Consider the following 15,105-nt stretch of genomic DNA (forward strand, 5'->3'; position numbering starts at 1 on the left):
AGGCGACTGTTCGAGTTCTGTCATGGAGATTGTTGTGGTGATCCTTGCTACGAAGCGGTCTTTTCTGACCAAGGTTGGGACGGTCTACCACTTCCTCTAACATACCTCTAAGATACAAGGTTGGGTTGAACAAAGTGAAACCTAACAAACCCTTGTCAATGTTGGGTTTCGTTCCTCAACCCAACCTACGCGATTTTATTTTTTTGTGCTTAACCGACAAGTATTGAAACAGATATTACAAAGATAATTAAAGCCCAAAGATTAAGTTTTTCAGAACTTTTTTAAAGTTAAGGCTGCATAGCTATAAAGTAATAGAAGTAAATTAATTTAACCAGTAATTTACAAGATAAAAATCGAGCAATTACAACTTGTGTGTAGTAATTTAACTGGTAATTTTTTTGGTTCTACCGTACTTGTTATGCTAAATTACCAGTCTGAAAGAGGGAACTCTTAACAGGGAACTCTTAACAGGGTAAAGAGGCAATTTTTGTAAAAATATCCAATATTTGTAACTTATGTCTTATGTATATTAAGCCTTCCGCAGTTTTTTGAGATTGATTTTGCATACTATGTACTGAAGAACCATTTTTTTTGCTTATGTAATTTACATCAATTAGTAATAATTTATCCAGAAATTTTTCTCCTTTTTAAATTTTCTAGAAGAAGCAACATAGTTAAAAGTGGGATATTTTCCATCGTTGACTTTTCTGGTAAGAGTTAGGAGTTAGATTATGCGGATTCTGATGATTCAACCCAATTATCATTCTGGTGGTGCGGAAATTGCGGGAAATTGGCCACCTAGTTGGGTTCCCTATGTGGGTGGGGCGTTGAAAACTGCTGGCTTTACCGACATTCGTTTTGTTGATGCTATGACTGATTATATTGCTGATGATGCCTTAGCAGAAATTATCAAAAAGCATCAGCCAGATATTGTTTTGGCGACAGCAATTACACCGATGATTTATCAATCGCAAAAAACCCTAGAAATTGTTAAACAAGTTTGCCCTGAAGCTACAACTATTATGGGTGGGATTCATCCTACCTATATGTACAGTGAAGTTCTCAATGAAGCTCCTTGGGTAGATTATATTATTCGGGGTGAAGGGGAAGAAATTACTGTTAACTTAATCAGTGCGATCGCTCGCGGAAAAGATGAAGCAGAACGTCGTAATATCTTAGGTATTGCTTTCTTAGAAAATGGGCAAGTTGTCGCTACACCAGCCCATCCGCCGATTGCTGATTTAGATACTCTCACCCCAGATTGGGATTTATTAGATTGGAGTAAATATATCTATACTCCGCTAAATGTGCGGGTAGCTGTTCCCAACTATGCTAGAGGTTGTCCTTTCACCTGTCGTTTTTGTTCCCAGTGGGCATTTTGGCGCAAATATCGTTCTAGCAGTCCGAAACAATTTGTTGATCAAATTGAAATTTTGGTGAAAAAACATAAGGTGGGATTTTTCATTTTAGCAGATGAAGAACCAACTATTAATAAACCCAAATTTATCGCTTTGTGTAACGAGTTGATAGAAAGAAATTTGGGTGTGCATTGGGGAATAAATACCAGAGTGACGGATATATTGCGGGATGAACATGATTTACCATTGTACCGCAAAGCTGGGTTAGTTCATGTTTCCTTGGGAACAGAAGCAGCAGCACAATTAAAATTGAATTTGTTCCGTAAAGAAACCACAATTGAACAAAATAAACGGGCAATTCAATTGTTAAAACAAAATGGTATGCTGGCGGAAGCTCAATTTATCATGGGGTTGGAAAATGAAACCCCTGAAACAATTGAGGAAACCTATAGAATGGCTTTGGATTGGAAAGCGGACATGGTAAACTGGAATATGTTTACTCCTTGGCCATTTTCTGAGTTATTTCAAGATTTGGGCGATCGCGTTGAAGTTAGGGATTATTCTCAATATAATTTTGTTACTCCGATCATGAAACCCGATGCAATGGAAAGGGAAGATGTATTAAAAGGAGTGCTGCGAAATTATGCCCGGTTTTACCTCCGCAAAAGTTTTGAGTATTGGTTTGAGAAAGATGCTTTTAAACGTAAGTATCTATTAGGTTGTTTGAAAGCTTTTGTGACAACCACTCTCAACAAGAGATTTTATAATTTAACACGGGTGAAGTATAAGGGGTTAAACACAGAAATTGAGTTAGGTTTTGATGAGTCGAAGATTCTCACCCGTGAACAAATTGCACAGCGTAAACAGGAACATCCAGAATTAATGGCGGATGTTAATTTTACGGGTAATATTTCTGCTTGTGGCGCTCCTAATGATCTGCCAGAGTTTGTAGAGTCTGAGGTGAAGTTAACAAATATTTCTCCTTGTGGCGCTCCTAATGATCTGCCAGAGTTTGTAGAGTCAGAAGTGAAATTTTCCAGTAATATTTCTGCTTGTGGCGCTCCTAATGATCTGCCAGAGTTTGTAGAGTCTGAGTAGGTTAACGCCACGCTTCGCTATGATTCCCAGTCGGGATACAATACTTTTCGGTTACAGCGGTTTTCATGTCTTTAGACCACAGTCAGGGCGAAGCATTCGGATGATAGTCTTAGGTAAAAACCGATAATTAATTGTCCGAATGCTGATGCTTCCAGCACGCTTCGCGAACGCCCCTACATTGTTGACGGGAAACCTAAATCAAAATGTGGTTTATTTACCTGAAAATAGCTGTAAGCTCAAAACTAGTAAGGGCGAAGCATTCGGATGATAGTCTTAGGTAAAAACCGATAATTAATTGTCCGAATGCTTCGCCCCTACATTGTTGACGGAAAACCTAAATCAAAATGTGGTTTATTTACCTAAAAATAGCTGTAAGCTCAAAACTAAGAAACTGGGTAGGTTGGGTTGACGTTAGGAAACCCAACATTTACGGACATTTGTTGGGTTTCACCTTGTTCAACCCAACCTACAAAAATCCTTAACTAAAGTAAACTAAATATTTTTGAGTTTTTGAAAAAAATGATGATACAAATACATGGGTAGGGGTTTAGCAGTGCTAAACCCTTACGAAAAATTTACTTTAATGCTATGGCTGTTTGGGTAGGATGGAGGGGTGCGATCGCTATTTCTTTTTATTTGAACTCGTAATAGCTGTCAGAATCTACACGCATAAAAGGAGAATATGTCCTACGCTCACTATCAGGATTAACTTTAACTTTACTTGCGTAGTCAGAACCTTCCTGATCTTCACGAATTGCTCTCCATACTAATAAACGCCAACCTTCCACAGAGACTAAATAGCGATCTGTTGTTCTACCAGGTTTGAGCCAACGTAATCCATTTCCAAGGTTAATATGTTCATATTGAGAAAAAGCATCTTTAGAAGCAGCAGCCCGCAATAAAAACCGAAATGGATCACAGTCATCTAATTGTGCTAGATTATCAAAACAATCTCTGATAGCTTTTTGTGATAGAAAAGGAACTAAGACTGAAGGTTTACGCATTTCTTCAAGAAACAAAAAACCTACAGCAGAAATAGTTACTTGATTATTAGAAAACTCAACTAGAGGTTCTAAAAGTTGTCTTTCTGTATAATGAACTCTTTGTTCCCATTCTGCTTTAGATATTTCTGTCTCACGCTCTATTTTTTCAAATAAATCTTTATAGATTTCAAATTGCGATCGCTTAAATTCTACAGGAAGTGGTGGTAATTCCAGTAATGTAGTTGACTGTTCAAAAATATAGTCACATTTCATTCCTTTTACCATACCTAACAATACTGTGTAAGGAACTAAAGCTTTATATCCTCCAGTGGGATTGAGGATAATATTACTAGCATCATAACTATCAACTTCTTTGAGAATACGTTTGACAAAGTTAACAACACCTTCTCTTCTGAAAAGTTCAGCATCTACCACTTGAAGTCCTGGAATTTGTTCTGCTTTTGCATCTATGCCATTCCAATGATGCTTGAGATATTTTTCAACTGCAAGAGCGCAGCAATACCCATCATCTGTACTTGAAGCAAGCAAGATTACTCTGTCTTCACTGGTAATACCAATTCTCACCAGGGAATGAATTTCGGCTGATAAATCATTCTTTAAGTTTTCTCCTTCAGGGAGAATTTCACGGAAGGTAGAAAATACTTGTTCAGCAGCATCTTCTACGCTTTTTTGTTTTTTAACCCAATTAATTAATTCTCTTGGGTGAACTCCTAAAGATTTTGCAGCACTTGTTCCTACAGAACAGATAATTGTTTTCACCATTTTAAAACCTGTTGATGATTATTTGGTTGAATTTTTTGACTGATTAAATATAGATTTTCTAGTAGAGACGTTCCATGGAGCGTCTCTACATTATTTTTCATCAGATACTTATTCTGATTCGTCTTTCAATTCCCAAACCTGTGCAATTTTGCGAAGTTCTTCAACTATCTGCTTCGTTTGTTCAATAATATATTCTGCACTTTGAGGATTCTTACGAAAACCTGCATGAAGTACATCATTACGCAATTTTGCGAGTTTATAAGTATTTGACCATACGTTAGATAATTGCGTTATTTTTTCTTGTGAAACAGTTGCTCTATACTGTTCTAAATATGGTGAAATGTATCTATTACCTTGTGCATCTTTTTGTCCTGCTCCTCCACTTAATAATAATTCCATTTCAGGCCTATTGCTTATTTCAACCTGCGGATCTATATTAAAGTGATAACATAATAGAGAAGGTAGCCATTCTCTAGCCATAGACAAAGCTTGAACTATTTGCCCTTTTTCTGCGTACCATTCCACCATTCTCAACTGTCTTATAAGAGCAGCTTGAGGGCTAATTGTATACTCTGTTGGATTTTTTAAACCAAAATTACCATAATCATTTTCGACTCGTCTTAGTAGAGTTGTAAATGGTGGTAATGATTCGGAAATGCTTGATGCTGCTGCTGTAATCTTTTCTGGTAATAAGGCGGCTTCCTGCATTACATCCATTGGTCGAAGTAGTTGTAAACCCTGCGCTATGTTATCAATATTATTGGCTAATTCTTCGGTGGCAGGATCTCCGTTATGTAACAACTCTGCTAATGCTTGACCATTACCTGTTTTGAGAAATTGGTCTGTTGCTGTCGTCCATTCTAATAAACTTACAATTGGCAATAAGTCAAAAATAGGTGTTTGATTTGTTTCTTCATTTTGAGCGTCTCGCGCACCATAAATTAAGCCATTTATTTTTACTTGTCTAACAACTCGAAGGTAGCTAACTGCTATCAAAGCTACTATTGGTAAGAATCTAAATCCATAAGTGATATCAAACAAAACTTCATCATTATCTTGAAGATATTTAGTTAGCAAAGCAAAAATCTTCCATAATTCTTCAGGACTACTGCTTTCAGGTACATTCTTAATAGGGTGTAATTCTACTTTACCAGCGAGTCGTTTTTGTAAAGCATCCCAGTTAGACTCAGTTCTATCTTTAGGAATACCTTTTTCAGCAGTCTTTGTTAAGAGTACATACAGAACTTTCGGTTTGTAAAATTTGACCATTGCTTCTTGAAAAAACTCTGTTTCACATTCCTCAGAACCATCTGGGCTAATGTAGATAGTTTTGTCGTATCCTTTATTTGGATTAAATCCTAAAAACGAGATGGCTTTCATTTTATTTTATGCTCCTACGTAATTGAAAAACTAATCTGTGTGTAGTATTACAAGATATTGCCAGAATAACTTTATCTGGGATCAAAGTAAGGTAAACCTGTTTCATCCCAAAGTGCAAGAAGCGAAACTTTCAGACCACCTGGGTTTCCTGTACGTTCATTTTCAACAAACCATTCAAACGCCTTACCTTCTGGATGAGGAGGTACAGGGTTTTGTCCTGGTTGTAGACGTTTTCTAGGATAATGCACAGGTTTGTTATCATTAAAACCTTGACATCCACAACAAAATGACTTAATAAAACGCACTTCTTCAAAAGATTTACCATTACTATAAACTTCAGTTACGGCATTTTTAAAGGCTTGTATTGTTATTTCTGCTTCCCTTGGTGATGAATTAGGAATTGAAATTAAAGAAGAATAAAAATCGCGCCAACTTCCTCCTTGACGCAGGTCTGTTTTATCCCAATTAATACTTAACTTTATACTTCCAAAACCTAACGGTTTTCCACCTCCTAAACGATGATAATGATTTTCAGGAAGAGACAATAACCAAAGCAGTGCGCCAAGTTCAACCTTTGAAAGGTTAGTCACATCAATATTAAAACTAAAGGTAGTATTAGGTTTTACCCAAGCTTTAATAGAACGATTTTGATCATCTATTTGTTCTACATTATTGTTTTTGGGTCTACGATATTCTTGGAAATGTCCTCCTTGTTCTATTTGTGTTCTATCTTCAGTCGGGTTGTTCCAGTGTTGGGCAGGTAAATTATTATGGTGAGGATAAACTTTCCGTCCTCTTAAACCATTATCACTTTGATAAGTTTTTTCTTTTGCAATTCCTTTATCCAGAGGTGTTCCTTCTTTATCTTTAGCAATGTAAAATCTTGCTTGTTGTGGTTTAGGTTCTCCCAGAATAGCGAGAGGAAAACCATTATCTCCAAATGATTCTATAGGATCATCTGAATTACATTCTACTGAATTAATTCGTAAGTTGCCTTTATAAGAACCATTACCATTTTGATTTACCCAACCAAATACTCTATCTACTGGAGAAAGAAAATTAATTTCTGTTGCAGGTTTGAGATTGCTATCTAGTAGACTGTCAGGAGATACATTATATAATTGTCGAGAAATAGATACGGGAAATAAATCTGTAACTTTATTATTTTTCAGTTCTACATAACATAAACTACCTTCTTTTAATTCTACTTCAGTACCTTCATAGATATGACGTGACCATCCTGTTTTCCCTGGTTTATGACCAAGATAATCTTGTGGTGTTTGGCTATTTTTACGCCGATCTTCTAAGTCTTTGGTATGAGTTTCTTGATAATTGTTGATCAGTTCTCGCCACAAAGATTTAATTTCATCAGTGATAGTTATTATTTTATTGTCATTTTTCTCGATAAAAACTCGCTCGTATTTTTTACCATTAATATTTGCACCTGTTACTAATACCCATCCTTTGAACCATTCCCCATCACCAGGATAAGTTGCAGCATCCCATTTTCTAATCCTGGTTACTAATCCTTTATTTATTCTTACCCAAACCGCATCACCATGTTCAGGTAGTTCATTTGAATTATCATATCTAATTGCTTCTCTACTCTCTCCTTTATCTCGTGAATTACTACTTTTTTGATATCGGAGTAATCTGGCTGTATCTCCTAATAATTCCGGTGCTTCCATTAGTCTTAAAACTAATTGATTATTTCTGCACTCAACTCTAGCAGGAATAAGATCATTTTTGGTAGACATCCTAAAAGCTAAACGGTCTTCATGTTTAACAAAGATTGATAAGCGAGAATTAGTTACTGCTTCATAAGCCGATCGCAACATTCCTTTAATTGAAGTTGGTGGTAAATATGGTTTACCATCAGCATCTACTCGAATTGGATAAGTTTTATGTCCCTTACCATCTTCTGTGAGATTTGCAGCATCAGGAATTAGTAAAGGTGTCACAGTTGTTAACGTGACGCAAATTTTACCACTCCAATAATTATCGAGATAAGAACCATGAAAACAAGGAGTGCGATCGCCTAATTCACTCTTTTGTACCTTCTCAGTGTTTCTAGGTGGTGCAGGAACAAAATTATAGGGGTTATGAAAGTCTCCTGGAGGTCTATTGTTTCTAGGTGAACTATGAGATGAACGAGTTGCTTGTGCTGGTGTTGTCATTTCTTTTTTTGGTGTAGAAATAGTAGGTTGACCAGATGCAAAAACCTTACCTTTTTCGCGGATCTGTTTTGGTTGTCCACTAATTTCTTCTAGTTCGACTTCTAAACCATTGAGTTTTGCAATTTCTGTTTTCTTGGTTTGTAATAAATCTGCTGATAGTGCAGCATCAGTTACTATACAACTACTAAATGCACCTTTACTATTAGTAAATTGCAACTGAATTTTTCCATTTTTAGAAACAATTAATTTTCCTGTTAACATTATTTTGCCTCTAATCCTGTTAATCTTTCTTCCACTACTGAAACATTGCCATTGTCATCAGTTACTTGTAGATATTCAACAGCATTCAAACAAACTCTTTGATTAGCAGTTAATCCTTGTACTGGAACATCTATAGAACCAATACGAGCAGTAGCTAGTTTTCCCCATCCTAAATTTGATTTATTTTCAATCCCTTCACCCCATAAAATATACTGTTGGTAAATTTTATCCAATGCAGCTATTTCAGAAATATCATCATCTAAATAACCTGAAATCTTTTGTTCAGAAATTAAAACTGCTTTACCTTCACCGTTTAACTCGTTTAACCAACGTAATTCACAACTTTTGTTAAATGCTCGTAATTCAAAAACTTTATCAAGGGATAAAATTTGATTATTTACATTTGTCAAATGTCCATTTTCCTGAACTTTAGCAAATTGACAGATAGTAGGAGAGTAAATAATTGCCACTGCGTTAGAAAGTGCTGATGCACATTTTTCTAAAGCTGAGTTTAAAGTAATATTTTTTTGTGTACATCTTCCGTATAAAGTTACCATTAATTATCTCCCTGATGTTGTTGATTAATCCAATTTTTCCAAGCATTATTTAAAGTTTGTAAAAGTTCAAAATCTAAATTTGTTAAACTACCATTTTCTAAAGTTACGTTTGTAAATTTTTCTAAATCAGGTGACATATTTTCTCCTTTAGTCACAATGTTGTTGACTTTAATTGAACCCATACCTCTATTTGTTCCATATCCTAGAGGAATCCGACCATCTGCTAAATCACGTAAACATAACAACAAAAGAGAAATAATAGCAAACAGTTTTTCTTTAGGAATACGAGTTATATCCAAAGTTAGATATATAGGTTTCCAGTTTATTTTCATCAATTCTAAATTGCTGTACAACATACCATCAGCAGCACCTCCAGTCCATCTATCTACTGCTACATGAAAAGCCTGTTGAACATTTTGGAGATGAGCATGATTTAGTGATTCTTTCAGAGTTGTTTCATTAGTGGCAGCTTCTATATTTGCCCAATCTGATGCAGTGATAATTTTATTAGCATAGCAATCATCAATAAAAAGTGAACCAATATTTTTTACTGTTTGTTGATTAGCTTTTGCTCTTGTACCAAATAATTCATTAACTAACGGAACTTCAATTTGTTCCATAAAATCTGCATTTCTGTTAATTAGGTATGAACAAACAGTTCTAATAATGCGTTCTGCTTGAAACCGCAAAGCACCTTTAATTGAACTACCTGGTAAAACGAATGTTAGACTACTATCAATCGCACTAACTAAGGGAAGAATATCAACAGCAATACCATTACCTTCTGCTTTAACCATTAATGGACTTTGTGGTTGCCAATTAATTTCAAATGTCAATTTTTCTCTCTGATAAGAAATGATATTGCTTTGTAAAAAGATAGCTGAATTAATTGTTTCATCCTTACCCTGCAAAGCTTTTAATATACCGTCACGTTGACTCAAGTTAGATTCACTGATACTTAAATTAAATAATTTTACTTTTCCTAATCCTCTTGTTTTGGCTGCACCTAAACGAATCTCTCCTTTTTCTAAAGATTTAATTAAATAGGCAAAGCTATTCTTGTATTCTGTTGCTTCTTCTGAAGACTGAAAAGGTAATTCTAAGGTCATATTTAACGGTATTTTACAACCTTTAGGCAGTATTGCACGATCATATTTTGCTTTTTCTGCGGCTGTACCCCATCCTCGATGAATGCCTACACCATCTCTAATTTCAGCGTTTACACCCTGAATAGGTGCATCTTCCACAACAATAAAACTAGCGTGACCCTCAGCATTTTTTTCTTGCTGATAACCCCATAGATTATTTGCTTTCTGAGAATCTTCTATCCAACTACGAAAAGCTCCTGCTAAACTTGTTCCAGGAATATAATATTTACCTTGACCATTAACAGCTAAAGGCAAATCTATTTGAGGATTACCACCAGTTCCACCTACATGAATAGGGGTTTGGGCAATCAATTGACCACTAACTTTAATCCGAGATGATATTTTACGTGCCATGTAATTTTTACCCTACTTTTTGATTCTGTTGGTTTTCAAGCTCACGTTTATGAGCGCGGGTACAAGCATCTATTAAAATTTGTACCGCTTCTGACCACAATTCTTGTTTTAGTCTTTCCTCTCCTGTTTTAGTTAGGGTAAATTCAGCAAATCCTTCTGTATGTCCTAACTCGGTTAATCCTGATAATAAATGTTGCCAAATTTCTGTAGGACTGATGATTAATTGATTAAGTTTCTCTAAACTACCGCTTGGCCATTTATCACAACGATTTTTTGTTTGTTGTAAATGTTGAATCCATCTGCTTATACTTTCATCTTCTGAGGATTCAATGCGGTTTACAACTGAACGTAAACTTCCTAACTGGCTCATTGGAGGTTTACTTTCTCCGTTTTCAATTTTGATGTCTAAAATTTTAGAGCGATATTTAGATGCTAAAAGTAAGGATACTCGATGAATAATTTTTCTCCATGCGGCTGTTTCAAGAATACGAGCATAGTTAATAATATCTTGGTCAATATCTCGATCATCTTCAAGATAATGATTGAAATTATTATCTTGCTGTTTATCTTTTGGTTCTGGTTTTGATTCTGGCTTTGGCATTGGGTTGGTTAAGATTGGATCATTTAAAGCAATTTGTCCATAACCTTCTGCTCTACGTTCACCTATACCTCTTGATTGAATTTGAGTTAATAATTTCTGCTCAAGTGTTCCTTCTGTTATTTCAAAAACAACGCAAGTTCCTGCTGCTAGTCCTACTAATGAAGGTCGAGGTAATCCCCAGCGAACTTGCCAAGAATCTATGCGATTTGTTCTCGCTATGAATGATAGTTTTTTATCTTCAGAAGATTTGTCTTCACAAAACTTAAAGGCGAGTTTCACTTTTAAGTGTGTTTCTAACTCTTTTTTGAGACAATTAATATCAGTTGTTGGTCGTAATCTTTCGTCTCTGAGTAATACATCAGAAAGTAACCATACAGTTACAGTTAAATCATTATTAGTAATTGCTGGTTTTTGATGTTTAGATTCTTGATTAGTTAAAACTTCTAAACTTATATCACCATAATCATCTTTTTTTGATTGTCCAATGCGATAGTCTCCTTTTAAAGAATCACGCCAATTTTTGCTATTTTTATCATTTTTATCTAGGACATCTGCTATAAATTTTCTCAGCTTCAATTTAGCTTGTAACTTAGTTCCTGGTTGAATAGCTTCATAACTATAAATACCTCCTCCTGAATCTCTGGTAGGACTTTGAACTTTATCGTCAACAGTATTATGAGTCCTCACAGTCGTTTTTATTGTTTCATGCTTAGGTAAAATTGTTCCGTCTGTAGAATCAATATACCCTGCACGATAACCTTTTAATTGTCCTTCTGGTTCATCTTCGCGAAAGCGGTTATAAACCTTCCCTCCTTTATCTAATCCACCTGCTAACTTTTCATGAAAAAGTGCTAGGGGAACAGGTTTTCCTTGCTGTCCATTCACTTCTAATGTAGCGTTAGTAACTATGATATCACCATGAGCGATCGCACTACCTAAATCTACACCTAAACCACTTAATTTTTTGACAATTATTCTTAGTAAATAAGTACCAGGAATATAATCAAGTGTCTCAACTACGTTACCAGCAGTGCGTTTAGAAATAATCAGAGGAGATTTTGTAGTAATTACTAAGTTAATTTCTACCCATTCTTCATTTACAAGCTCGTTTACATATCCTGTATTTTTTGTATCTTCTTTTTCTGATAAATTATCAATTGATGGTGCTTGTGGTTGATGATGTTTTGAAATCCAATCAATATAAGATTTTATGTCCTCACCTTTAATTTGTAATTCACACTTTCCTGCTCCTCTGCGACGTTTACCACCTATACGTTCTACAAATTTAGTACCAGCAACTAATAACGCATGAGCAGTCTTTTGTTGCTCTTTATTTGTTGGTAAATTTAATTCACATTTTGCCTCTAGTACAGCACCACCTCTAACTACTTCTTCAAACCTCAAAAAGTCTTCTTTAGCACAACCAGATTCACTATCTATACTAATTCCTGGTTTCACAAAAGTTAAAGCATTTTTGACACTGGGTTTATTCTTTAAAACTTCTCTTAAAGAATCTGAAAAATATGCTGCACGTATAGATAAAGCCGCAGGAATAGGTTCTTTATCTATTGCTTCTTTTGCTAAAGCAGGTTGTTCACCAAATAAATAATTTACCCACTGTTGCCAAACACCATTTTCTGCACCATCATCTAAACCAAAAGATACTAACTCACAAGCATCTCGCAAAATCCCTGTTAGAGTTTTAGCTGGAATGTAGGGAAGTCCATTTTGATCTTTTTGGACTAAACTATCAATATCTCCGGGTATTCCTGCACCAGAACCAATATGCCAATCACTGATAAGTTTGATTTTAATGGTTAACGATTCAGAACTTGAAGTATTAGATTTATTCACCGTGATATTAGTTGTATTCTGAGATTGATTTTTCTGAGGTTGTTTTGGTTTATTCTTTTTAGTCATTATTTTTCTCCTCTACATTTAAAAATTCGGCTGCGTCTATAGCATCTAATAATCCAGTAATGTATATTCCTGAATCTGGCTCTTTTTCAAATAAAGAATTTTCACTACCTGCTAAAGTAGTAATATCTTGTTCCTTATAACGGTCTCTAATTAAGCGATATCGAGCATCAGAAACTTCTTTTCCTAAAAATAATCCTGCTTTAAGGTCGTGCATTTGACTATTAGGTAATTTTCTTTTACCACCATCATTTTCATCTTTAGCTACAAGAACTTTAATTTTTGCTTCTAACTTAGAAAATTGATGAAATTTAGCCCATTCCGAACCATTTGCTTTTGTGAGATCATCTTCACAAGTAACTACATAAGGACGATTATGTAATTTTTTATTTTCGCTTTCTAGCTTGCTACGTATACTTTTGAAATCAACACTACTAGAATCATAGAGGATATGAAAATCTAAAGCTGAACAAGGATAGGGTTTTTCTTTTTCTAGATGAAAATGAGTTACCTTTTTCTTGACTTCTTTGGCAGATTGCATCAGTTTTTCTGCTAATTCATAAGCAACTGAAAATGGAAATTTAGGTTTAATAATTGCTATACCCGCACAAGCAGAAAGACAAGCAACACCTAATGCTTTTTCTGCAATTTCTGGAATGATGCCATCTAAATGTTCTTGGGATTGACTCTTTGTTTCTTTTTCAAAAGCTGTCAGAAATTTTTTTGTAAATTCAATAGCAATTTTACCATCACAGACTACAGTTAAATCATCTCCTCCTAAAACTAATGGTATGATTGTGACTAATTTTTCATCGGTAGCTTTAAAAGCATCAAGGGCAGAAATAAAGGCTTTTTCTGTACAAATATCTAATGCAATAGAAAACTTTCTGAGTTTTTCAACATAGTTTCTATTAGCTTCAGCACAAGTTTGATGATCAATTTTTATATGCTTTTCAAAATCTAAAAATATTTCGCCTAAACCATTACCATCAGCATGAATAACAGATAACCATATTCCTTCGTTTTCCAAATAGTCAATTAATTGCCGAATGCTATCAGGAAAATTAATTTCAGGTTTTTCTTTTCTTAGTAATTCTTTAATCCGCTTCAAACCTTCTTCGCTAGAATCTCTTTTACTGCAAGTAACTAAAGACCTAACTACAGTTTCTCTTTCAGAGCTATCTATTTGAGAAGCAGGTAAACCACTTGTAGAACATTCATCTATTATTGGTAAACGCAGAAAACGTAAGCCAGGAGCAGGTCTTTGAGAACGAACTGTTGCAAATTTTTGATGTATTTTCCGGTTGATTTCTCCCAAACTATCGTTATCCCAATCAAATTCATGAATAACACCACAAATATCTAAACCTGGCGCTTCTTTTAAAGCTAAGTGAGTAACATATTGAATAATTTTTTGAGCAGTTGCTTTTTCTTTTGTTAGTAAAAGGGCTTTTCCTGAAGTTGCTACAATTACTTCAACTTCAATATTGTTATTCGTATCAATATGTGGATTCAATTTTTCATTTAGAATGTTATCTCTGAGTTGCTGCCCATTTTTGAAAAGACTCAAGCCTGGATTAGATTTACTCACTTGTTCTACAGCTTCTAAAACCCATTTTGTACCAGCACGATATGTCAACTCAGAAGCACCAATATTTTCCTTGAGCTTGTTAGTCGAAAAGATGTAGTTTTGATTTCCAGATGTTTCAATGAGTACCAAGTACATATACATTATCTCTAAATACTGTAATGAATACAAAATTTTTCAATGAGAAAAGCTATTACTGTCACACATCAACAACACAGTTAGACATTTCCATCAAACATTCCCAAACATCCTCATCTCGCTGTCATCAGTAAATTCTACCTATAAGCTTATATGATTATCACTCAATATGATAACTGAGAATATTACAATGGCTGTAAATAATTAATACAAACTGTAAATCATAGTATTTACATATAGTAACAATTGGGTAATGTATTTAATCAATCAAATCTCCCAGCTTATAAGCGGGATTGTGAGTAATACAAATCACATACTTAGCCAGCTTTGGGTCATAAAAACCAATTGCACCATAAATATGTGCCAGCTTATGCGCCAAAACAAAAGCCACGGGAATAGATACAGGTCCATTAATTTTCAATAATTGACCCCCTGCTAATTCTCCCGACTGCGCCATTTCCTCTAAGCGTGCCGCTGCATCTTTTACTATTTGGTCGTTTTGGGCAGGTTCGCCAAATTTAATCCGTAAAATTCCCGCTTGTAATTCAATGTTGTAAGTAGTCACGGTTTGCATCTCCAACCAATGACTACATCATACATGACTGTGGAAGTAGCCTATTCTAATGAATTTTATGTAGGGGTTGCTGAGAAAGTCTTTCCGTGAGGGCATAGGAGTCAGGAGTCAGGAGTCAGGAGTCAGGAGGAGATTGGAAAATTTCTTTGCCATCTCTTGAAATCCCAAAAAATGCACACTTTTTCCGG

Annotated in this window: 9 protein-coding genes; 1 reads left to right on the plus strand and 8 read right to left on the minus strand. The window is 35.1% G+C overall.

The window, feature by feature from the left end:
• The first annotated feature begins 731 nt into the window (after positions 1–731).
• Positions 732–2,456: a magnesium-protoporphyrin IX monomethyl ester anaerobic oxidative cyclase gene (gene bchE, locus FFR48_RS17635; protein ID WP_137668267.1), complete on the plus strand. Its 1,725-nt coding sequence runs from the start codon at positions 732–734 to the stop codon at positions 2,454–2,456.
• Between the two features lie 632 nt (positions 2,457–3,088).
• Here the strand turns inward: bchE and FFR48_RS17640 are convergent.
• The 8 genes from FFR48_RS17640 to FFR48_RS17675 all read right to left on the minus strand — a co-directional run bounded on the left by FFR48_RS17640 (position 3,089) and on the right by FFR48_RS17675 (position 14,908).
• Entirely contained in the window at positions 3,089–4,222 is a 1,134-nt protein-coding gene (locus FFR48_RS17640) for a putative CRISPR-associated protein (protein ID WP_137668268.1), read from the minus strand.
• A gap of 108 nt (positions 4,223–4,330) precedes the next feature.
• Positions 4,331–5,602 (minus strand): TIGR02221 family CRISPR-associated protein, encoded by a 1,272-nt coding sequence (gene csx2 / locus FFR48_RS17645; RefSeq protein WP_137668269.1) that lies wholly within the window; start codon positions 5,600–5,602, stop codon positions 4,331–4,333.
• A gap of 71 nt (positions 5,603–5,673) precedes the next feature.
• The gene (locus FFR48_RS17650; RefSeq protein ID WP_137668270.1) at positions 5,674–8,040 is read right to left on the minus strand and encodes a TIGR03986 family type III CRISPR-associated RAMP protein; all 2,367 of its coding nucleotides are present in this window, start codon (positions 8,038–8,040) and stop codon (positions 5,674–5,676) included.
• Complete coding sequence (gene csx19 / locus FFR48_RS17655) at positions 8,040–8,597, minus strand: type III-D CRISPR-associated protein Csx19 (RefSeq protein ID WP_137668271.1); 558 nt, start codon at positions 8,595–8,597, stop codon at positions 8,040–8,042. The genes FFR48_RS17650 and csx19 overlap by 1 nt, the downstream gene beginning before the upstream one ends.
• Complete coding sequence (locus FFR48_RS17660) at positions 8,597–10,099, minus strand: RAMP superfamily CRISPR-associated protein (RefSeq protein ID WP_137668272.1); 1,503 nt, start codon at positions 10,097–10,099, stop codon at positions 8,597–8,599. Before FFR48_RS17660 ends, csx19 begins: the two co-directional genes overlap by 1 nt.
• A gap of 7 nt (positions 10,100–10,106) precedes the next feature.
• A complete protein-coding gene (locus FFR48_RS17665; RefSeq protein WP_137668273.1) occupies positions 10,107–12,620 on the minus strand; it encodes an RAMP superfamily CRISPR-associated protein in 2,514 nt (837 codons plus the stop codon).
• Positions 12,613–14,343, minus strand: a complete 1,731-nt coding sequence (locus FFR48_RS17670) for a Cas10/Cmr2 second palm domain-containing protein (RefSeq protein WP_137668274.1) — start codon at positions 14,341–14,343, stop codon at positions 12,613–12,615. The genes FFR48_RS17665 and FFR48_RS17670 overlap by 8 nt, the downstream gene beginning before the upstream one ends.
• Positions 14,344–14,602: 259 nt before the next feature.
• Entirely contained in the window at positions 14,603–14,908 is a 306-nt protein-coding gene (locus FFR48_RS17675) for a CRISPR-associated protein Csx3 (protein WP_137668275.1), read from the minus strand.
• Between the last annotated feature and the right edge of the window lie 197 nt (positions 14,909–15,105).

Origin of the sequence: Sphaerospermopsis reniformis (assembly GCF_005402885.1) — a bacterium.
Taxonomy (GTDB): Bacteria; Cyanobacteriota; Cyanobacteriia; order Cyanobacteriales; family Nostocaceae; genus Sphaerospermopsis; species Sphaerospermopsis kisseleviana.